This is a genomic window from Streptomyces sp. NPDC096152, from assembly GCF_044763235.1.
Taxonomy (GTDB): domain Bacteria; phylum Actinomycetota; class Actinomycetes; order Streptomycetales; family Streptomycetaceae; genus Streptomyces.
Window position 1 is genome coordinate 286,255 of sequence record NZ_JBIWFW010000002.1, and the last position, 19,647, is coordinate 305,901.

Sequence of the window (19,647 nt, forward strand, 5' to 3'; positions counted from 1 at the left end):
GGATGATCCGGACGGACCGGGTGACCGACGGACCGTTGGACCGGATGACCGACGACCCGTCGGACCCGCGGACCGGGGGCCCGGCGGACCGGGTGGCCGACGGACACGCGCACGCCGGACACCGAACACGGAACATCGAACACGGGGCGGGGGACGGGATGGCCGGCACGGGGGACGAGGAAGTCCTGGCGGGGCGCTTCGAGGAGCACCGCGCCCATCTGCGGGCGGTTGCCTACCGCATGCTCGGCTCACTGCCGGAGGCCGAGGACGCGGTCCAGGAGACCTGGCTGAAGCTCACCCGCACGGATCCGGACGCCATCGAGAACCTGGGCGCCTGGCTCACCACCGTGACCGGCCGGGTCTGCCTCGACCTGCTGCGCGCACGGAAGGCACGGCGCGAGGAGCCCATGGACGACACCTTCGTCCCCGACCCCGTCGTGCGGCCCCTGCCCCGCACCGACCCGGAGCAGGAGGCGCTCCGGGCCGACTCGGTGGGGCTGGCCATGCTCGTCGTTCTGGAGACCCTGCAGCCGGACGAACGGCTGACGTTCGTGCTCCACGACCTGTTCGCGGTCCCCTTCGACGACATCGCGCCCATCGTGGAGCGCACCTCGGCCGCCACCCGGCAGCTCGCCAGCCGGGCCCGCCGCCGGGTGCAGGGCGCCGCCCCGTCCGCCGAGACCGACCTCGGACGGCAGAAGGAGGTGGTCGACGCCTTCCTCGCGGCCTCGCGCGAGGGCGACTTCGAGGCGCTGGTCGCCGTCCTCCACCCCGGCGTGGTGCTGCGTGTCGACGCCGGCGCGCTGCTCCGGGGCGCCGCCACGTCCAAGGTGGTCCAGGGCGCGAGGACGGTGGCCGCGCAGGCGCTCACCTTCGCCCCGTACGCCCGGGCCGTCCGGCTGGTGCTGGTCAACGGCACGGTCGGGATGGCCACCGCCCCCGAGGGACGGCCGCTGTCGGTCATGGGCGTCACCGTCGCCGACGGCAGGATCACGCACATGTACGTCCTGGCCGACCCCGAGCGGCTCGAACACCTCGATCTGGCGGGGGCGTTGGAGGGCTGACCGGGCGTGCCCGGTAATCCGGTTGCGGGGCCGGGAGCGCCACTGCAAGGGTCGCCCCATGATCGCCTTCTCCGCGCACGACGGCACCCCTCTCGCCCTCCACCTGAGCGGCCGGGGCGGCCCGCCCGTGATCTGCCTGCCGGGCGGTCCCGTGCGGGCCTCGGCCTATCTCGGGGACCTCGGCGGTCTGCCCGCCCACCGGCAACTGGCCCTGCTGGACCTGCGGGGCAGCGGAGGGTCCGCCGTCCCGCAGGACCCGGCGGGCTATCGCTGCGACCGGCTCGTCGACGACGTCGAGGCGCTGCGCGAGCACCTCGGTCTGGACCGCGTGGATCTGCTGGCGCACTGCGCGGGCGCGAACCTCGCGGTGCTGTACGCGGCCCGCCACCCGGAGCGCGTCGGGAGCCTCGCGCTGATCACCCCGAGCGTCGCCGCCGTCGGCATCACGGTCACCGCGGAGGTCCGGCTCGCGACGGCGCGCCTGCGCGAGGACGAGCCGTGGTTCCCGGCGGCGTACGCGGCCCTCGAGGAGGTCGTGGCGGGCCGGGCGACCGGCGATCACTGGGCGGCCGTAGCCCCGTTCCTGCACGGTCGCTGGGACAAGGCCGCAATGGATCTCGACGCGGCCGACGCCGAGGAGCGCAACGGCGACGCCGCGGCCGTGTACGCCGCCGAGGGCGCCTTCGACCCGGAAGCCACCCGCGCCGCGCTCGCCCGGCTCACCGCGCCCGTGCTCGTCCTCGCCGGCGAGGTCGACCTGAACTCCCCGCCGCCCGCGATGGCCGAGTACGCCGAACTCTTCCCGCGAGGCCGCCTGGTGGTCCAGCCCGGTGCCGGGCACCACCCGTGGCTCGACGACCCCGAGCGGTTCGTGGCGACCGTCGCCCCGTTCCTGCGGTGACGCGGCCGTCCCGGGTGCCCGGCACGGGTCAGTAGGGTGGACGTCATGTCGGATCCGACCACCGGCCGCCCCGAACCAGACCGCGTGGACCACGGGGACGGCGGGCCCGGCCGGGCGGCGCTGCGCGGCGACTGCGCGCGCTGCTCCGGGCTTTGCTGCGTCGCCCTGCCCTTCGGCGCCTCCGCGGACTTCGCGCTCGACAAGCCCGCCGGGACGCCCTGCCCGAACCTCCGGGACGACCACCGCTGCGGCATCCACGCGCGGCTCAGGCAGCGGGGTTTCACCGGCTGCACGGTCTACGACTGCTTCGGCGCCGGACAGAAGGTCTCGCAGGTCACCTTCGGCGGCCGGGACTGGCGTACCGGGTCCCGGGAGGACGCCCGGCTGATGTTCGAGGTGTTCCCGGTGGTCCGGCACCTGCACGAACTGCTCTGGTACCTGACCGAGGCCCTCACCCTGCCCGCCGCCGGCCCGGTCCACGCCGACCTGCGCCGGGCCCTGGAGCGGACCGAGGAGCTCACGCTGGGCACCCCCGGGGAACTGGCCGCGCTGGACGTCGGCGCGCACCGGCAGGAGGTCAACGTTCTGCTGCTGCGCGCCAGCGAGCTGGCCCGCGCCGGGGTGCGCGGCCGGAGGAAGGACCGGCGCGGCGCGGACCTGATGGGCGCCCGGCTCAGGGGGGCGGACCTGCGCGGGGCCACCCTGCGCGGCGCCTGCCTGATAGCCGCCGACCTCACCGGCGCCGACCTGCGCGGCGCGGACCTGATCGGCGCCGATCTGCGGGACGCCGACCTCACCGACGCCGATCTGACGGACGCGTTCTTCCTGACCCAGCCGCAGACCGACGCGGCCCGGGGGAGCGCCGGCACCCGGCTGCCGCCCTCAGTCGGCCGCCCCGCGCACTGGACGGCGCGGGTCTGAGGCCGCGCTCCCGGGGACCGGCACGGGCGCCGCGGGGGCGGTGGCGGGCGTCCGCCGCTCCAGCCGCAGCCGCAGGCCCTGCGGCATGAGCGTCAGCCGCTCGGTCACCTTCAGCCGGTAGGCCGGGTCGGCCCGCAGGTCGTAGCGGCGCAGCAGCAGTCCGAGGACCAGCGTCGCCTCGTGCAGCGCGAACTGGCGGCCGATGCACGCCCGGGCTCCGGTGCCGAACGGCTTGAACACGTGCGGCGGGCGGGCCCGTACGGCCCGCGCGTCGAACCGGTCCGGGTCGAACCGCTCCGCGTCCGCGCCCCACACCCCGGGGTCCCGGTGCAGCATCGGCGTCAGCACCAGGGTCCAGGCGCCCCGGCGCATGGGATGCTCCCCGGCCAGCACGGTGTCCTGCCGGGCCTCCCGGGCGAAGGCGGGCGCGGTCGGCCACAGCCGCAGCGACTCGTCGAGCACCCGGCGCACGTACCGCAGCTTGGCCACCTGCTCGTAGCCGGGCGCAGCCGCGGCGCCCCACACCCGGTCCACCTCGGCCCGGGCGCGGGCGGCCACCTCCGGATGCCGGGCGAGGTAGTGCAGGGCGAAGGACAGCGCGCCCGAGGTGGTCTCGTGACCCGCCACCAGGAAGGTGATCACCTGACGGCGCACGTTCTCCGGCGACAGCCGCTCCCCGGTCTCCGGATGGGCCACCTCCAGCATCCGGTCCAGGAGGTCGCCGTCCCCGCTCGCCGTGCGGCGGGCGCGGACGAGGCCGTCGACCGTGCGGTTGAGGTACTGGATGTCGGCGGTGTTGCGGCGGCTCGCACCGCGCAGCAGGACCGGGGCGAGCGGGGCGGGGACGGTGTTGAGCCGCTGCGCGTAGCTGAGCGTGCCGACCATCGCGGTGACGAAGGGGTGCGGGCGGGAGCGTTCGAAGGAGCCGAAGTCGTGCCCGAAGCCGGTGCGCGCGATGGTCTCAAGGGTCAGCTTGGTCATGTCGCCGGGCACGTCCACGGTGCGGCCGGCGGCCAGCTCGCGGTCCCAGTGGTCGGTGAGCCGCCCGGCCACGTCGAGCATCATCACGTGGTAGCCCGCCATGGCCTCCCGGCTGAAACCCGGGGCCAGGACGTCATGGGCGAGCTGCCAGTTGGGCTCGTGGTTGTACGCCGTGAAGAGGCCGTCCCCGGCGACCGGCCGCAGATTGGCGACGCCGAGGCCCACGTGCTTGGCGAACCGCACCTCGTCGGCCAGGTCGGCGACCAGCCCCGCGCCCCACGTGAACACGAACTCGTTGCCGAACGCCTTGCGGCGGAAGATCGGGCCGAGCGCGCGGGCGTGGCACATCGAGTCCTGCACCGGTGTGCGCCGGTCGGCCCCGAGCACGTCGCCGAGCAGCGGGACCCGGTGCGGCGGGTGCGGAATGCGGTGCAGCTCGGGCCAGCCCTGTTCCGCGCCGCGAAACCCCCTCGGCGGCCCGGCCGGCGTCCTCGTCTCCGCCATGACGCGATCTCCCTTGATCCAGCGGACCGTCGAGCGGGTGCTCCGCTCGTGTTGTACGTCGGTTCAATAGCGCAGCCTCAGTCTGGTCCGGTTGTTGAACCGGCGTCAAGTAAAGTGCGGACATGGCCGCGAACCAGGGGGAGCGCACGCGTCGCCGGCTCAGCACCGAGGAGCGCAGGGAGCAGCTCCTGTCGGTGGGGGCGCGGCTGTTCTCGGAGAGCCCGTACGACGACGTGTGGATCGAGCAGGTCGCGGAAATCGCGGGGGTCTCCCGGGGGCTGCTCTACCACTACTTCCCGACCAAGCGGGACTTCTTCGCCGCGGTCGTGGAGCGGGAGAGCGAGCGGATGCTGCGGATGACCGCGGCCGTGCCCGGAACGCCGGTGCGTGAGCAGCTCACCGCGGGTCTCGACGCCTACCTGGAGTACGTCCAGGCCCACGCGCACGGCTACCGCGCCTTCCACCGCGCCGACGCGGCGGGCGACCAGGCCGTGCGCCGGGTCTACCAGCGGGCCCTCGCCGCACAGGAGCGGCAGATCCTCGACGCCCTCGCGGCCGACCCCGAGTTCGGCCCGCTCGCCGCCCGGCGCCCCGACCTGCACCTGGCCGTCCGCGGCTGGCTCGCCTTCACCACCGCCGTCTGCCTGGAGTGGCTGCGCGGCCCCGGCCCGCCGCGCGCACAGGTGCGCGACCTGTGTGCGCGGGCCCTGCTGGGCGTCCTGGTGGACTGAGCGCCTGTGCCCCGGCACATGCGGGGGTGTGGTTGGCGCACACCTCGTTCTCCGATAGCTTAGGCAAGCCTTACCTAAGGAGGTTGTGGATGAGTGGGAGCCACACGTGGGCGGCCGTGCCCGGGGCGGCTGAGCGGGCGCGATCGGTGCTCGCGGCCGCGTGGTCCTGCGCGGTGACCGCGGAGAGCGGCCGGGAGGAGTTCGTCGGCGCGCACGGCGTGGCCGGGGACGGCCGGGTGCTGCTGCGGGTGCCCGAGGACAGCGCCCTGCGCGCGGCCGCGATCTGCGCGCCGCGCGGCGAGCCGGCCGCCGTGCTGGAGTTCGCCGACGTCGCGCCCGTCCCCGTACGCCACCGGATCCGGGCCCGGCTGTGGCTGGCCGGCCGGTGTGTCCAGGAGGCCGGGCACCTGGTGTTCCACCCCTCGCGCGTGGTGCTGCGCCAGGACTCCGGCGCCGTCCTGGTCGACCGCGACGAGTTCGCCGCCGCCGCGCCCGACCCGCTGGCGCGGGCGGAGGCCGGTCTGCTCACTCACCTCGCCGACGCCCACCCCGAAGCGGTGGAGCGGCTGACCCGGCTCGTCGGGCCCGACAGTCTGCACGGCGCGGTGCGCGTCCGGCCGCTCGCCGTGGACCGGCACGGACTGACCCTGCGGGTCGAACGGGCCCGCAGTCACGGCGACGTACGGCTGCCGTTCCACGCGCCGGCCGACGACGTCTCCCAGCTCACCGAGCGCCTGCACGTCCTGCTCGCCCAGGCGGCCGCCGCGTCCTGCCCCCGTGGCCCCCGCGGACTACAGCGGCAGCGCACAGACCGCGACGGGTGAGGCGAACGGCTCGCCCGCGAGCCGCAGCGCGCCGCTCACCCGGTCCACGTGGAAGACGCTGACCGTGCCCGACCTCTGGTTCGCCGCGAACAGCAGGCCCCCGTCCGGCGCCAGCGCGAGCTGCCGCGGGAAGGCGCCCGCGACCGGCACCGTGCCCAGCAGCCGGAGCCGGGCCCCCTCCGCCTCGACGGCGTAGCGGGCGACGCTGTCGTGGCCCCGGTTGGCGAGGAAGGCGTACCGGCCGTCCGCCGTCACCACGAACTGGGCGGGATAGTTGGTGCCCCCGGCCGAGCCCGTGGACTGCGGCGCTCCGACGGTCAGCCGGCCGGTCGCCGGGTCGTACGCGCAGACGGCGACGGTGTCGTCGACCTCGTGGGCGAGGTAGGCGTACCGGCCGCCGGGGTGGAAGGTGAGGTGGCGGGGACCGGCACCCGGCCGCGTACGCGCCCGGGCGACCCCGGCCAGCGTGCCGGTCCGGGTGTCCAGGCGGTACGTGTAGACGGTGTCCGTGCCGAGGTCGACCGCGAGGACGTGGCCGCCGTCCGGACTCGTGACGAACTGGTGGGCGTGCGGGCCCTGCTGCCCCGGGCCGGGCGGCGGGTCGGCGTGCGTCACCAGGGCGGTGCGCTCGCCGAGCGCGCCCGAGGCGTCGACGGGGTGCACGGCCACGCTTCCGGACTGGTAGTTGGCGCTCAGCAGCCAGCGCCCGGTGGGGTGCACGGAGAGATGGCACGGGCCCGCCCCGCCGGTGCTCCGGGTGCCCAGCACCCGGCCGTCGGCGAGCCGTACGGCGGTGACGCCCCCGTCCTGACGCTCGTCGACCGCGTACAGCGTGCGGCCGTCCGGGTGTGCGGCCAGATAGGAGGGGTCGGCGACGCCGGTGACCGTGCCCCGGCCGGTGACGGCGCCCGTCACGGGGTCGTACCGGGCCAGGCCGATGCCCGTACCGCCGCCCTCCGCGGAGGTGTAGGTGCCGAGGTAAAGCGGCCGGGGACCGGTCGGCGCGGCCGCGGGCTCCCGCTCCTGCGCGGCCGCCCCCGGAGCGGTCGGGGCGGGGCCGGTGGGCGGGCCGGAGGGCGAGGTGGAGCCGGTGGACGGGCCGGAGGGCGAGCCCGGGGCCGCGGACTCGGACCGGGGTGCCGCCGGGGCCGGAATCGCGGCCACCGCCGCGACTCCCGTCAGCGCCCCGACGAACCGGCGTCTGCTCCAGCCGCCGCGCCGCCCGCGCCTTCCCGCACCACTGTCCATGCCCGCACCTCAGGTCGTCGGCTGCCTCGGTCGTGACCGCCACCTTGGCGTCAGCGCCGGGTCAAGGGCAAGTACGGCGTCGGGCGTTGCGGGCCACGCCACGACCTCGTGCACGCCGCCCGACGATATCGTGGGGGGCCGCGCGGGGGTCTCGGGCCGGGCGGCGCGCGGCGCCCCGGGGAGAGCCGTCCTACCAGTCCCCGTCCTCCACCGGCTTGCCCGGCGCGTCCTTGAGCGGGGTGACCTGGTGCGGCGAGGGCGGCTGCCACGGCTCGTGGTCGTCGCCGAGCCAGTCCCCGGCCGGCCGCACCCCCGAGAGGGTGTCGGTGGGGGCGAGGTCCTCGGCGTCCTCGTCGTAGTAGTCGTACCAGGGCAGTCCCGCGCGCGTGTACGCGGCGCGGTCCACCGGCGACGGCGGGGGAGCCTCGCCGGTGATGCGCCGCCACTCCGGGGGCGTCACCAGATGGACGAAGACGCGCCCGGCGGGCTCCTCGGACCAGGAGCTGAGCCGCCGTTCGTCCCGGTACACCTCCTGGCGCATCGAGCCGCCCACGCCGAGTCCCATGGCCGCGGCGGGCCTGGGCCGCCCGGCGCCCGGCGCCGCTCCGGGTGCGGCGGGCGCCGGGAACGCGCCCGGAGCGGGCGGGGCCGCCATCGGGAACGCCGCGCCGTAGCCGCCGATCGCCGGCCGCGCCCGAGCGCGCGCCGCGCGGCGCAGTTCCTCCTCCGCCCGCCACTTCGCCAGCTCCTCGTCCCGGAGCCGGAACGACTGGAGCTGGACGCCGCCCCACACCTCCTCGCCGGTGACCTGGCCCTCGACCGTCGCCCCGAGCCCCAGCGGCACGGCCACGAACTGGCGGACCGTGCCCTTGCCGGAGTTGATGCCGTCCAGCCAGGGCTGGCGGGGCAGCACCACGTAGTTCTGCGGCCGGCGGGAGAGCCGGTCGCTCCACGGCCGGCCCGACACCGCGCACACCTTGCCCACGCCGACCTGGAGCGCGGCCGGCTCGGTCGAGCCCGCGAAGCTCAGCCACATGGCCTCCCGCAGGTACACCGGCAGCATCACGCCGCCGCGGGAGCGCCACTGCCCGGGCACCGTGTCCGGGAAATCCGCCACCCGTCGGACGGGGAACTCGCCGAGCCCCGGCGGCAGCGGATGGGTGCCCCTCTCGGGCAGGCGCAGGGTGCGCACGAACCGCACCGCCACCCCGCCCGGCAGCCGCAGTGTGTTCCCGTCGATCCGCACGGTCGTGTCGGTCATGCGCGCGCTCCCCTCCGTAGTGGACCCCGTCACAGAGAACGCCGCGCACCGTCCTCATGGTTCCGGCGCAGCCGCTCGGGCACCCCCAACCGGTTCCGGATCCGGGTGAGCCGGGACACGCGCTCTCTCCGCGCGCGCGTGTGGCAGTCCAGCTCCTCGAAGAGCCGCCGTGAGCGGTGCTCGATGTCCATCTCGTCGATGATGCGGTTGACCTCGGTCAGTACCGCACCCTGCAGATGCCAGTGGCAGGAGTCCCGCTGGACGTCCTCCAGGAGCAGCTGGGCCAGTTTGTCGCGGGTGGCCGCGGCCTGCCGCAGCTCGGCGGCGAGCCGGGACTCGGCCGACTCGGCGTTGACGCTGACGGCGGTGGTGACCAGCACCGCGAAGCTCACCACCGCGTCGCCGATCTCGGACAGCAACTGCTCGACGACGGCACCCGTCGAGGGCGCGAACAGCGGCTCGGGGGCCCGCTCCTTGGCCAGGTCGGTGAAGGAACGCGCGAGCACCCGGAGCACGACCGTGCAGATCTCCAGCGTGTCCAGGCCGGTGCGCAGCACGACCCGGTGCAGCAGGCCCTCGCGCACCCGCGGATTGAGTCGGAGACTGTCCTCCGCCTGCCGCAGCGCGGCGTCCACGTCGGAGATCTCGTGGTCGAGGCGGCGCGCCTCGTGCAGCCGGGCCGCCGCGTGCTCCACGGGGGTGGTCCCCGCCGCCTCCTCGCCCATGAGCAGCATCAGCCGGCGCACCCGGCGGGCCAGGTCCTCGATCGACTCGCTGGCCTGTTCGGTCCACACCGGGGGAGCGAGCAGCACATTGCAGGCGAGGCCCACGGTCGCGCCGATCAGCGTCTCCACCACGCGCGCCCAGGCCGTGCTGCTGACGGTGGTGACGCCGAGCACCAGCATCGCGCTGATCGCCACCTCGGGCACGAACTCCTCGACCCGCACCAGGTGCCCGACGGCCAACGCGGCCAGGATCACCAGAGCCAGGCTCCACCAGGTCAGCCCCACCAGGAGGGAGAAGGCGACGGCGACGAGCACCCCGGCGACCACCGAGTTCACCCGGCGGAAGCTCGTGGTCAGCGTGGCGTACAGGGTGACCTGGACGACGAGGAGGGCGGTCAGCGGAGCCGTCAGCGGCGCCGGTTCCGGGCTCAGCCGCAGTGCGATGACATACGCGACCGTCGCCGCGGCCGTCGACCGCAGCGCCTGTACGACCACGGGGTCCCGGTGTTTCTTCAGCCACTGGGGGACGGACGGCGTCCAGTTACGTACAACTTGCATCACTTGCGCTGTTCCCCGTTCCGCCGGGCGACGAACATGATCACTCCGCGCCGGCGGGGGATCAGGCGTACAGCTTGTCCAGGAAGGCGGCCAGGTTGCCGGTGGTCCGGGCGATCTGCTCCTGGGTGGTGAGGCTCTCCTCGAACCGGCTCCCCGAGTCGGGGACCTTCCTGCCGCGCACGTAGAGCGAGCAGGCCAGGTCGGTGCACATGTACAGGCCCACCGAATTGCCCTCGCGGCCCGCCGCACCCGCCTTGCGGGCGGTCATCAGGGACACCCCGCCGCCGCGATGGGTGGTCAGGCACAGGGAGCACATGCTGCGGTGCAGGAAGCCGCGCTGGGAGGAGGGGAAGCGCAGGGCCACGCCCACCAGCCGGCCCTGCCGCTCGGTGACCAGACAGCTGCGATCGGGCGCCCCGGGGTCCCGCCAGCCGAGGAAGTCGAGGTCGTCCCAGGGGAGCCGGTCGAGGTCGCGGGGCACCCACAGGCGCTTGGCCTCGCCCTTCGAGCAGTTGATGAAGGAGGCGCGGATGTCCTGCTCGGTCAGTGGCCTCATGGGGTCTCCCGGGTCTGCGTCTGCGGCCGAAGGAACCTAAAGGTTTTAGGTTCTTGCCTAGGGTAGGCAGGCCGGGGGAGAGGAGCCAAGGGATTTCCGCGGCAGGTGCGCCTCCCCGTCCTCCTCTCCGGCGCCGGTCCGCCTCTCCGGCGCCGGTCCGCATCCACCGCGGTCCGGTGCGCCTCCCCGCGGCCGATCCGCGCTTCCGGCCGGTCTACGCCCCCGTGGCCGGAGTCGGCGGCCACACCCCCGGCGTCAGCACCCCGAGCGCGTAGGCGCGGGCGACCAGCTCCGTACGGTTGGCCGCGCCCCAGCGGGCCGACAGGCGCCGCAGGTGATAGGTCACGCCGTCCGTGGTCAGGCCCGTCTCGCGGGCGGCCCGCGCAGTGGTGGCGCCCCCGGCCAGCAGCGCCAGGATCCGCGCCTCCACGGGTGTGACCGGCTCGGGCTCGGCGGCCCGCGGCCGGTGCTCGCCGGCCACTCGCAGCGTCACCAGCAGCGCGGGCGTGTCCTGCACCGTGTCGCTCACCGGGTCCGCCGTCAGCTCCCCGCGTCGCTCGGCCCCCTCGGCGTCCCTCCAGCCCACCGACACCTGGTACCGCGACCGGTGCCGCAGCCGCAGCGCCTGCGCGATCCGGTCCACCTGCGTCGCCTCCTGCGGAGTGAAAAGCTCCAGAACGTTCCGGCCTCGCAACCGCCCCGGCGTCGTCCCGCACGCCGCCGCCATCGCCGGATTGGCCTGCACGACGACGCCGTGCACGTCGCACACCGCGACCGGCACCGTCACCCGGTCGAACAGCGTCAGCGCCCGGTTCCGCCAGAGCACGGCCTCCCGCCGCGCCGCGTCCACCCGCACCTCCTGCCACACCCGGCCCGCCGCGCACAAGGCCCGGCGGCGAACGGGCACTACACAATCATGTAGTTCCCCGGTACGGGCCGCCGGGGCCGGTCGACCACGCTGGAGCGCAGTACGTCCGTACCGCGAAAGGCAGTTGTCGCGCCATGCCCCCCACCGCACCCCACCCCCTGGACGCGGACGCCCTCCCCGGCGTGCCCGTCGTCGACGTCTCCGCCACCGGACCGGGCCGCACCCCGATCCAGCAGGTCATGGATCTGATGCGCACGCACGGGCCGGTGCTCGTGCGGCGGCTGCACGGGCGGGACGCGCTGTTCGTCGGCGACCTCGACCTCGTCACCGACCTCTCCGACGAGCGGCGCTTCGCCAAGCACATCGGCCCCGCCCTGGAGAACGTGCGGGAGTTCACCGCCGACGGGCTGTTCACCGCCCACAACGACGAGCCCAACTGGGCCCGCGCGCACGACATCCTCATGCCGGCCTTCGCGCTCGGCTCGATGCGCACCTACCACCCGGTGATGCTCGCGGTGGCCCGCCGCCTCATCGCGTCCTGGGACCGCGCCGTCCGCGCGGGGCGGCCCGTCGACGTGCCCGACGACATGACCCGGATGACCCTCGACACCATCGGACTGGCCGGATTCGGCTACGACTTCGCCTCCTTCGAGCGCGAGCAGCCACACCCCTTCGTCGAGTCGATGGTCCGCTGCCTGGAATGGAGCATGACCCGGCTCGCCCGCGTTCCCGGCCAGGACCACTCGGCGGCCGACGCGGCCTTCCGCACGGACGCCGCCTACCTCGCCGGGGTCGTCGACGACGTCATCGCCGCCCGCACCGGCACCGACCGGAGCGGCGCCGAGGACCTGCTCGGCCTGATGCTCACCGCCGGGCACCCCGCCGACGGCACCACCCTGGACCCGGCCAACATCCGCAACCAGGTCATCACCTTCCTGATCGCCGGCCACGAGACGACGTCCGGCGCGATGTCCTTCGCGCTGTACCACCTCGCCAAGGACCCCACCGCGCTGCGGCTCGTCCAGCGCGAGGCCGACGCGCTGTGGGGCGACACCGCCGACCCGGAGCCCACCTACGAGGACATCGGCCGGCTCACCTTCACCCGCCAGGTCCTCAACGAGGCGCTGCGGCTGTGGCCGACGGCCGCCGCGTTCACCCGGCACGCCCTCGAGGACACCCTGCTCGGCGGGCGGATCCCGCTGCGGGCCGGACAGCCCGTCACCGTACTCGCCCCGATGCTGCACCGGCAGCCGGTGTGGGGCGACAACCCCGAGCTGTTCGACCCCTCCCGCTTCACACCCGAGGCGGAGGCGGCCCGCCCGGTGCACGCCTTCAAACCGTTCGGCACCGGTGAACGCGCCTGCATCGGCAGGCAGTTCGCACTGCATGAGGCGACCATGCTGCTGGCGATGCTGGTCCACCGCTACCGGCTGCACGACCACGCCGGCTACCGGCTCACGGTCAAGGAGACCCTCACCCTCAAGCCCGACGGCTTCACACTCACGCTGACCCCGCGGACCGCGGCGGACCGCGTGCACCCCCCGCTGCCGGGTGCCGCCGGCACGCGCGAGCAGGCAGATCCGGAGACCCGGCAGGCGGACCCGCACGCCCTGCCCGCCCGCGTCCGCCCCGGCACCGCCGTCCTCGTCCTGCACGGCAGCAACTACGGGACCTGCCGGGAGTTCGCCGGCCGGCTCGCCGACGAGGCCGCCGCGCTCGGCTGCGACACCCAGGTCGCCCCGCTCGACGCCTGTGCGGACGGCCTGCCCACCGACCGGCCCGTCGTCATCGCCGCCGCCTCCTACAACGGCCGCCCCACCGACGACGCCACCGCCTTCGCCGCCTGGCTGGAGGGCACGCCGGACCTCTCCGGAGTCACCTACGCCGTCCTCGGCGTCGGCGACCGCAACTGGGCCGCGACCTACCAGCACGTCCCGACCCGCATCGACGAGCGTCTCGCCGAGCTGGGCGCCACCCGCCTGACCGGGCGCGCGGCCGCAGACGCCTCGGGCGACCTCACCGGCGCCGTCCGCGACTTCACCGTCCGCCTGCGCACCGCCCTGCTGGAGCGGCACGGCGACCCCGACGCCACCGGAGCCCCGGCCGGGCCGACCACGTCGTACGAGGTCCGCACCCTGACGGGCGGGCCCCTGGACGCCCTGGCCGAGCGGCACGGCCTGCTCCCCATGACGGTCACCGAGGCCCACGACCTCACGGCGCCCGGACACCCCCGCAGGAAGCGGTTCCTGCGCGTCGCGCTCCCCGACGGCGTCACCTACCGCACCGCCGACCACCTCACCGTGCTGCTGGCCAACGCCCCCGCCCTCGTCGAGCGCGCCGCCGCCGCGTTCGGCGTCGGCCTCGACACCGTGCTGGACATCCGAGCCGGCCGCCCGCGCGCCGACGGCCTCGCCGTGGACCGGCCCTTGACAGTACGTCAGCTCTTCACGCACCACGTCGAACTGCAGCAGCGTCCCGGCGCCTCCCAGCTGGCCGCCCTGGCCGCCGCGAACCCGTGCCCGCCGGAGCGCGCGGCCCTCGCCGCGCTGACCGACGACCCGCGCACCCTCGTCGAACTCGTCGAGGACCATCCGGCCCTGCGCGGCGCGCTGGACTGGCCGCACCTGCTCGACCTGCTCGGCCCGCTGCGCCCCCGTCACTACTCGATCTCCTCCTCGCCGGCCGCCGACCCGCGCCACGCCGACCTCATGGTGTCCCTGCTCGAAGGCCCGGCACGCTCCGGCCGGGGCGTCCACCGCGGCACCGGGTCCGGCCACCTGGCGTCGGTCGCGCCCGGCGACACGATCCTCGCCCGCGTCCAGCCCTGCCGGGAGGCCTTCCGCATCGACGGCTCGACACCCGTCGTCATGGTCGCGGCGGGCACCGGCCTCGCCCCGTTCCGCGGCGCGGTCGCCGACCGCACGGCAGCCCTCGCCGCGGGCGCCGAACTCGCCCCCGCCCTCTGCTACTTCGGCTGCGACGCCCCCGAAGCCGACTTTCTGCACGCCGAGGAGCTGCGCGCCGCCGAGGACGCCGGAGCCGTCTCACTGCGCCCCGCGTTCAGCGCGGCCCCCGAGGGCGGAGTCACCTTCGTCCAGCACCGCATCGCCGCGGAGGGCGACGAGGTGTGGGCGCTGCTGGACGCCGGAGCCCGGGTGTACGTCTGCGGCGACGGCGCGCGCATGGCGCCGGGCGTCCGCGACGCCTTCCGTACCCTGTACCGCACCCGCACGCCCGGCGCCGACGGCCCGGCGGCCGAGCGGTGGCTGACCGAGCTGGTCACGGCCGGACGGTACGTCGAGGACGTGTACGCGGCGGGCTGACGACAGATCGGGCGGGGGCGGCGGAGCGGGCGGGTGTGCGCCGGACGGTTCCCCGGTGGCGGGGCGCGCGGGTGTCTGCTGGGCGACGCCCCGGTCGGCGGGGGCGGCGGGCGACTCCTCAGCAGCGGGGCGTTGCGCCGGGCCGCCGTCCGGCCGCCGCCCCTCCGCCGTCGTCCCACCCGCTCCTGCGCCCTCGCTACTCGCCACCCTCGCGGCCTCTCGGCTGTCACGCCTTAATTTATTGCGTGGGCTAAGCCTCGAAGAAGTCGCGCCCAGGCCGCTCCCGGCGGTATGTTGCAGGTCGGGCAGGGGTACGAAGCGAGGGAGTCACATGGCGGGGCGGAACGGGCGCACGGTGCGCGATCTCAGACGGGGCAACCGCACGGCCGTGCTGCGGCGACTGTACTTCGACGGCCCGCTCAGCCGGTTCGAGCTCGGCCCGGCGACCGGCCTGAGCTCCGGCTCGGTCAGCAACGTGGTCGCCGACCTGATCGCCGACGGCCTGGTGGAGGAGGCCGGCAGCGTCGACTCCGACGGCGGCCGCCCCCGCACCCTGCTGCGCGTCGCCCCGGGCAGCGGCCACATGATCGGCGTCGACGTCGGCGAGACCCGGGTGCGCGTCGAGCTGTTCGACCTCACCCTGACCGAACTGGCCCGCACCCAGCGGCCCCTGGAACCGCAGCGCTACGACGTCGAGGTGATCACCGGGCACATCCGGGACGGCATCGCCGAGGTTCTGGCAGCCGCCGGTCTCCCTCCGGAGCGGCTCCTCGGCGTCGGTATCGGCGTCCCCGGCATCGTCGAACGCACCCCGGAGCGCGGTGCCGTGGTGCACGGCCAGACCATCGGCTGGGACGCGGTCCCGCTGGAGGAACTGCTCCGCGCCGGGTCCCGGCTTCCCGTCAGCGTGCCCTACTTCATCGACAACGGCGCGAAGACGCTGGGCCAGGCCGAGATGTGGTTCGGTGCCGGGCGGGGCGCCGGGAGCGCGGTCGTGGTGCTCTTCGGGTCCGGCGTCGGCGCCTGTCTCGTCACCCCCGAGGTAGAGCACGGCCGCGCCGTCGAATGGGGGCACCTGACGGTACGGGTCCGGGGCCGCCGCTGCCGGTGCGGTGCCCTCGGCTGTCTGGAGGCGTACGCCGGAGCGGAGTCGCTGCTGGCCCGCTGGCGCGAGGAGGGCGGCCGGCCCCCGCGGGACGCCGACGAGGAGAGCGCGCTGACCGCCATGCTGGCCGCCGCCTGTCCGCCGGAGGGCACGGAGGCCGACCCGGTGGCGCTCGCCGTGCTGGAGGAGACCGCCGAGTACCTGGGTGCGGGCCTGTCGGACCTGATCAACCTCTTCCAGCCGGAGCGCATCCTCATCGGCGGCTGGGCGGGCCTCCAGCTCGGCGCCCGCTTCCTGTCCGCCGTACGCCGCCACGCCGTGGCGTACGCGCTGCGCCACCCGGCCGAGCGGGTGACCGTCGACCTCGGGCGCCTCGGCCCCGACGCCGTCACCGTGGGAGCGGCGATCCTGCCGCTCGCCGACTTCTTCGCCCGCGGCGGCCGTCGCGCCGAACCGGCTCCGCAGGCCCAACTCCCCGCCTGGCAGGCGGCCTTGGAGGGCCGCAGGCCGTAGGGGCCGTAGCGTGCCGCCCGGCCGGGGGGCCGCAGTCGGCCGGAGGGCGGCGGCCTGGAACGGTCGGGCCGGGCCCCCGGGCCGCCGCCCTCCGGGCAGCGAGGATCATGGGCACCGTCCTTACCAGGTCGTTCGAAGGAGTCCGACGTGAGCCACGACATCGCCGGTGTCCGTGCGCAGTTCCCCGCGCTGAAGGCGGGCTGGGCCCACTTCGACGGGCCCGGCGGCAGCCAGACGCCGCAGCCCGTCATCGACGCCGTCGCGGACGCCCTGGCCGGACCGCTGGCCAACCGCGGAGCCGTCACCCTGGGCGAGCGCAACGCCGAGGCCCTCGTCGCCGGCGCCCGGCAGGCCATGGCCGACCTGCTGGGCGCCGACCCGTTCGGCATCGTCTTCGGGCGCAGCGCGACCCAGCTGACGTACGACGTGGCCCGCACGCTCGCCAAGACGTGGTCGCCGGGTGACGAGGTCGTGGTGACCCGGCTCGACCACGACGCCAACATCCGGCCCTGGATCCAGGCCGCGCGGGCCGTCGGAGCGGTCGTGCGCTGGGCCGACTTCGACCCGGCCACCGGCGAACTGACCCCCGAGGACGTCAGCGCCCACCTTTCGGACCGCACCCGGCTGGTCGCGGTCACCGCCGCGTCCAACCTGATCGGCACCCGCCCGGACGTGCCCGCGATCGCCCGCCTGGCCCACGAGAGGGGCGCCCTGGTGTACGTCGACGGCGTCCACCGCACCGCCCACACTCGCGTCGACCTCGCCGGGCTCGGCGCCGACTTCTTCGCCTGCTCCCCGTACAAGTTCCTCGGTCCCCACCTCGGCGTGGTGGCGAGCCGCCCGGAGCTGCTGCGTACCCTGCACCCGGACAAGCTGCTGCCCTCCAGCGACGAGGTCCCCGAGCGTTTCGAGCTGGGCACCCTGCCCTACGAACTGCTCGCCGGGACCCGGGCCGCCGTCGACTTCCTCGCCGGCATGGACCCGGAGGCGGGCGGCACCCGGCGCTCACGCCTGGTCACCTCCCTGACCTCGCTCGAACGCCACGAGGGCGCCCTGCGCCGCCGTATCGAGGCCGGGCTGGCCGGATTCCCGGAGATCACCGTGCACTCACGGGCCGCCGAGCGCACGCCGACCCTGCTGCTGACCATCGACGGGCGCGACACCGCGGACGCCTGCCGTCATCTGGCCGGGCGCGCGGTCGCCGCGCCGTCCGGCTCCTTCTACGCCGTGGAGGCGTCCCGCCACCTGGGACTGGGCGACGGGGGCGGACTGCGTGTCGGACTCGCCCCGTACAGCAGCGACGACGACGTGGACCGGCTTCTGGAGGGGCTGGCGGAGTTCCTGTCGACGGGTCCCAGCCGGGCCGGCGCCGCCAGGTAGGCGGGGGAGCCGTACCGGCACCGCGAGCCGGACGCGTGGCGTCAGGGCTTGCGGGCCACGCCGCCGTAGATGTCCGTGGGCTCGGGCGCGGTGCCGGGCTCCGGACGCCACAACGGGCAGGAGACGATGCCGGGTTCGAGCACTTCCAGCCCCTCGTAGTAGGCGGCGAGCTGCTCCGGGCTGCGCAGCACGTACGGGACGGCGCCGGTGTCGTCGTAGCCCTGCTGGGCCTGCCGGAGCGCCGTGTCGGTGTCGGTGCTGTCGTAGTGCACGAAGTAACTGCCGGACGGCAGCGCGGCCTGGAGGCGGCGGACGATCGAGACGGCCTCCGCGTGGTCCTGGACGTGGCCGAGGATGCCCATCAGCATCAGCGCGACCGGGCGGTCGAAGTCCAGCAGCTCGCGGGCCTGTTCGACGATCTTCTCCGGTGCGTGCAGGTCGGCGTCGATGTACTCGGTGACCCCCTCGGGGGTGCTGGTGAGCAGGGCCTGGGCGTGACGCAGGACCAGTGGGTCGTTGTCGACGTAGACGATGCGCGACTCGGGCGCGATGCGCTGGGCGACCTGATGGGTGTTGTCGTACGTCGGCAGTCCGGTGCCGATGTCGAGGAACTGGCGGACGCCGAGTTCGCCGGCCACCAGGCTCACGGCGCGGATCAGGTAGTGGCGCGAGGCGCGGGCCATGGTCTCGATGTTCGGCGCGACCTGGCGGTACTCGTCGCCCGCGATCCGGTCGACCTCGTAGTTGTCCCTGCCCCCCATCCAGTAGTTCCAGATGCGAGCCGAGTGCGGCACCGTGGTGTCGATCTTCGACAGCGCTTCCTGATCGGGGGTCGGCCGGCCGTCTGCCATGAGGGGTCTCCTGCCGTGCGTCACGCGGTCCGCAAGCAAACCTAGCGTCAACAAGGATGCGAATGGGCCGAGTTCGCGATCCGAGGGGGGAGCACCCGCACGGCGGGAGGGTCGTGCGGGTGCTCCGGTGGTGCCGGCGGTGGCAGTGGGCCGGGCGGATCGTCCGCCCGGGCTCGGGCGGCAGGGGTCAGTCGACCAGGAAGTCGGCCAGGCCGGCCTTGGCCCCCTCGAGAAAGGTGATCATCTCGTCCCGGGTGTACACCAGCGCGGGCCCGTCGGGGTCCGTGGACTGGCGGAAGGCGACACTTCCGTCGGGCAGCCGCTTGGCCTCGACGCAACTGCCGCCGTTGGTGCCGCTCCAGGGCTTCTCCCAGCCCTCGGTTCCCAGATCGCCGGCGGGCATGCCGTTGTGGATGCGGCCCTCGGATCCCATGGTCACAACTCCTTACGCAGCTCACCCAGGATGTCCCTGGTCCGTCCGACCGGCTCCGCCTGCACGGACATCCGGTCCAGTACTTCGAGATAGGCGACGACGTCCTCCGGGCGGTCGTAGTAGACCGAGCCGGCGAGGTTCTCGGTGTAGACCACGTCGGGCAGTTCGGAGAACCCGAAGCGGAAGTGGTGGAAGGGTCCGTAGGCGCCCGGGTGGGCTCCCACGGCGAAGCGCATGACCTGGATGCGGACCTTCGGCATGTCCAGGACCCCGATGAGCCGGTCGACCTGGGCCCGCATCACCTCGGCCCCGCCGACCGGACGGCGCAGCACCGTCTCGTCCACGATGGCCCAGACGGCCGGGGCGTCCGGCTTGGCGAGCAGGTCCTGGCGCTTGAGGCGCAGCGCCACGCGGCGGGCGATCTCCTCCTCCGAGTCGTTGGGGAAGCCGACGCGCAGGAGCGCCGCGGCGTAGTCGTGTGTCTGCAACAGGCCCGGCACGTAGTGGGGTTCGTACAGACGGATGACGCTGGCTTCGCTCTCCAGGCTGACGTAGGCGCTGAACCACTCGGGCAGTACGTCGCGGAACGTGTACCACCAGCCCGGCTTGTTGGCCTCCCGGGCCATGGACACGAAGTCGTCGATCTCCGCCGCCGGGACCCCGTAGGCGCGCAACAGCTCCTTCACATAGGGGATGCGCAGGCCGACCTCGGCCTTCTCGATCCGGCGGACCGTCAGCGGGGTCACCTCGATGGCCCGTGCCGCGTCCTCGAAGGACACCCCGGCCCGCTCCCGGAGGTGCCGCAGCCGCTTGCCGAGAACCATGCGCAGGACGGTGGGTGCGCTGCCGCCCGAGCGGTTCTCCCTCACGTCCTACCTCCCGGGGCGGCCGTCACAGCGT

Annotated in this window: 17 protein-coding genes; 8 read left to right on the plus strand and 9 right to left on the minus strand. The window is 74.7% G+C overall.

The annotated features are described in order from the left end of the window. Positions 1-158 precede the first annotated feature (158 nt). From ACIQ9G_RS06730 to ACIQ9G_RS06740, 3 genes are read left to right on the plus strand one after another with little or no spacing between them, the layout of a single operon-like run. Positions 159-1,064 (plus strand): sigma-70 family RNA polymerase sigma factor, encoded by a 906-nt coding sequence (locus ACIQ9G_RS06730; protein WP_403607242.1) that lies wholly within the window; start codon positions 159-161, stop codon positions 1,062-1,064. Positions 1,065-1,122: 58 nt separating this feature from the next. Beyond that, positions 1,123-1,965 carry an alpha/beta fold hydrolase gene (locus ACIQ9G_RS06735; protein ID WP_403607243.1) on the plus strand — a complete coding sequence of 281 codons (843 nt, stop codon included), beginning with the start codon at positions 1,123-1,125 and terminating at the stop codon, positions 1,963-1,965. 45 nt (positions 1,966-2,010) lie between these two features. Next, complete coding sequence (locus tag ACIQ9G_RS06740; RefSeq protein WP_403607244.1) at positions 2,011-2,886, plus strand: pentapeptide repeat-containing protein; 876 nt, start codon at positions 2,011-2,013, stop codon at positions 2,884-2,886. Here the strand turns inward: ACIQ9G_RS06740 and ACIQ9G_RS06745 are convergent. Beyond that, on the minus strand, positions 2,848-4,371 hold the full coding sequence (locus tag ACIQ9G_RS06745; RefSeq protein ID WP_403607245.1) for a cytochrome P450: 1,524 nt from the start codon (positions 4,369-4,371) through the stop codon (positions 2,848-2,850). The two genes, ACIQ9G_RS06740 and ACIQ9G_RS06745, sit on opposite strands and share 39 nt — an antisense overlap. A 122-nt stretch (positions 4,372-4,493) precedes the next feature. Between ACIQ9G_RS06745 and ACIQ9G_RS06750 the strand changes: the two genes are divergently transcribed. Both ACIQ9G_RS06750 and ACIQ9G_RS06755 read left to right on the plus strand, forming a co-directional pair. Then, positions 4,494-5,102, plus strand: coding sequence for a TetR/AcrR family transcriptional regulator (locus ACIQ9G_RS06750; RefSeq protein WP_403607246.1), 609 nt, complete (start codon positions 4,494-4,496; stop codon positions 5,100-5,102). 89 nt (positions 5,103-5,191) lie between these two features. Further along, a complete protein-coding gene (locus ACIQ9G_RS06755) occupies positions 5,192-5,926 on the plus strand; it encodes a DUF2470 domain-containing protein (protein ID WP_403607247.1) in 735 nt (244 codons plus the stop codon). Here the strand turns inward: ACIQ9G_RS06755 and ACIQ9G_RS06760 are convergent. The 5 genes from ACIQ9G_RS06760 to ACIQ9G_RS06780 all read right to left on the minus strand — a co-directional run bounded on the left by ACIQ9G_RS06760 (position 5,894) and on the right by ACIQ9G_RS06780 (position 11,124). Continuing rightward, on the minus strand, positions 5,894-7,174 hold the full coding sequence (locus ACIQ9G_RS06760; protein ID WP_403607248.1) for a lactonase family protein: 1,281 nt from the start codon (positions 7,172-7,174) through the stop codon (positions 5,894-5,896). The genes ACIQ9G_RS06755 and ACIQ9G_RS06760 overlap by 33 nt on opposite strands. Before the next feature lie 190 nt (positions 7,175-7,364). Beyond that, on the minus strand, positions 7,365-8,435 hold the full coding sequence (locus ACIQ9G_RS06765) for a hypothetical protein (RefSeq protein ID WP_403607249.1): 1,071 nt from the start codon (positions 8,433-8,435) through the stop codon (positions 7,365-7,367). Positions 8,436-8,464: 29 nt separating this feature from the next. After that, positions 8,465-9,718, minus strand: a complete 1,254-nt coding sequence (locus tag ACIQ9G_RS06770; protein ID WP_403607250.1) for an aromatic acid exporter family protein — start codon at positions 9,716-9,718, stop codon at positions 8,465-8,467. 61 nt (positions 9,719-9,779) lie between these two features. Next, the gene (locus ACIQ9G_RS06775) at positions 9,780-10,274 is read right to left on the minus strand and encodes an FBP domain-containing protein (RefSeq protein ID WP_403607251.1); all 495 of its coding nucleotides are present in this window, start codon (positions 10,272-10,274) and stop codon (positions 9,780-9,782) included. 214 nt (positions 10,275-10,488) lie between these two features. Beyond that, entirely contained in the window at positions 10,489-11,124 is a 636-nt protein-coding gene (locus tag ACIQ9G_RS06780; RefSeq protein WP_403607911.1) for a PAS domain S-box protein, read from the minus strand. Positions 11,125-11,276: 152 nt separating this feature from the next. On the opposite strand from ACIQ9G_RS06780, the gene ACIQ9G_RS06785 reads away from it, so the two are divergent. The 3 genes from ACIQ9G_RS06785 to ACIQ9G_RS06795 all read left to right on the plus strand — a co-directional run bounded on the left by ACIQ9G_RS06785 (position 11,277) and on the right by ACIQ9G_RS06795 (position 17,463). Continuing rightward, complete coding sequence (locus ACIQ9G_RS06785; protein ID WP_403607252.1) at positions 11,277-14,465, plus strand: cytochrome P450; 3,189 nt, start codon at positions 11,277-11,279, stop codon at positions 14,463-14,465. A gap of 331 nt (positions 14,466-14,796) precedes the next feature. Then, positions 14,797-16,083, plus strand: coding sequence for an ROK family protein (locus ACIQ9G_RS06790; protein WP_403607253.1), 1,287 nt, complete (start codon positions 14,797-14,799; stop codon positions 16,081-16,083). A gap of 147 nt (positions 16,084-16,230) precedes the next feature. Continuing rightward, positions 16,231-17,463, plus strand: a complete 1,233-nt coding sequence (locus ACIQ9G_RS06795) for a cysteine desulfurase-like protein (RefSeq protein WP_403607254.1) — start codon at positions 16,231-16,233, stop codon at positions 17,461-17,463. Positions 17,464-17,504: 41 nt separating this feature from the next. Here ACIQ9G_RS06795 and ACIQ9G_RS06800 read toward each other — a convergent pair whose 3' ends face one another. The 3 genes from ACIQ9G_RS06800 to ACIQ9G_RS06810 form a co-directional block, all read right to left on the minus strand. Then, a complete protein-coding gene (locus tag ACIQ9G_RS06800) occupies positions 17,505-18,314 on the minus strand; it encodes an SAM-dependent methyltransferase (protein WP_403607255.1) in 810 nt (269 codons plus the stop codon). Positions 18,315-18,501: 187 nt separating this feature from the next. Next, positions 18,502-18,747 carry a DUF397 domain-containing protein gene (locus ACIQ9G_RS06805; RefSeq protein WP_403607256.1) on the minus strand — a complete coding sequence of 82 codons (246 nt, stop codon included), beginning with the start codon at positions 18,745-18,747 and terminating at the stop codon, positions 18,502-18,504. 2 nt (positions 18,748-18,749) lie between these two features. Continuing rightward, complete coding sequence (locus ACIQ9G_RS06810; protein ID WP_403607913.1) at positions 18,750-19,571, minus strand: helix-turn-helix domain-containing protein; 822 nt, start codon at positions 19,569-19,571, stop codon at positions 18,750-18,752. Between the last annotated feature and the right edge of the window lie 76 nt (positions 19,572-19,647).

Coding starts and splice junctions, on each gene's coding strand:
- ACIQ9G_RS06730 (WP_403607242.1), top strand. CDS start 159: ATGGCCGGCACGGGGGACGAGGAAGTCCTGGCGGGGCGCTTCGAGGAG.
- ACIQ9G_RS06735 (WP_403607243.1), top strand. CDS start 1,123: ATGATCGCCTTCTCCGCGCACGACGGCACCCCTCTCGCCCTCCACCTG.
- ACIQ9G_RS06740 (WP_403607244.1), top strand. CDS start 2,011: ATGTCGGATCCGACCACCGGCCGCCCCGAACCAGACCGCGTGGACCAC.
- ACIQ9G_RS06745 (WP_403607245.1), bottom strand. CDS start 4,371: ATGGCGGAGACGAGGACGCCGGCCGGGCCGCCGAGGGGGTTTCGCGGC.
- ACIQ9G_RS06750 (WP_403607246.1), top strand. CDS start 4,494: ATGGCCGCGAACCAGGGGGAGCGCACGCGTCGCCGGCTCAGCACCGAG.
- ACIQ9G_RS06755 (WP_403607247.1), top strand. CDS start 5,192: ATGAGTGGGAGCCACACGTGGGCGGCCGTGCCCGGGGCGGCTGAGCGG.
- ACIQ9G_RS06760 (WP_403607248.1), bottom strand. CDS start 7,174: ATGGACAGTGGTGCGGGAAGGCGCGGGCGGCGCGGCGGCTGGAGCAGA.
- ACIQ9G_RS06765 (WP_403607249.1), bottom strand. CDS start 8,435: ATGACCGACACGACCGTGCGGATCGACGGGAACACACTGCGGCTGCCG.
- ACIQ9G_RS06770 (WP_403607250.1), bottom strand. CDS start 9,718: ATGCAAGTTGTACGTAACTGGACGCCGTCCGTCCCCCAGTGGCTGAAG.
- ACIQ9G_RS06775 (WP_403607251.1), bottom strand. CDS start 10,274: ATGAGGCCACTGACCGAGCAGGACATCCGCGCCTCCTTCATCAACTGC.
- ACIQ9G_RS06785 (WP_403607252.1), top strand. CDS start 11,277: ATGCCCCCCACCGCACCCCACCCCCTGGACGCGGACGCCCTCCCCGGC.
- ACIQ9G_RS06790 (WP_403607253.1), top strand. CDS start 14,797: ATGGCGGGGCGGAACGGGCGCACGGTGCGCGATCTCAGACGGGGCAAC.
- ACIQ9G_RS06800 (WP_403607255.1), bottom strand. CDS start 18,314: ATGGCAGACGGCCGGCCGACCCCCGATCAGGAAGCGCTGTCGAAGATC.
- ACIQ9G_RS06805 (WP_403607256.1), bottom strand. CDS start 18,747: ATGGGATCCGAGGGCCGCATCCACAACGGCATGCCCGCCGGCGATCTG.
- ACIQ9G_RS06810 (WP_403607913.1), bottom strand. CDS start 19,571: ATGGTTCTCGGCAAGCGGCTGCGGCACCTCCGGGAGCGGGCCGGGGTG.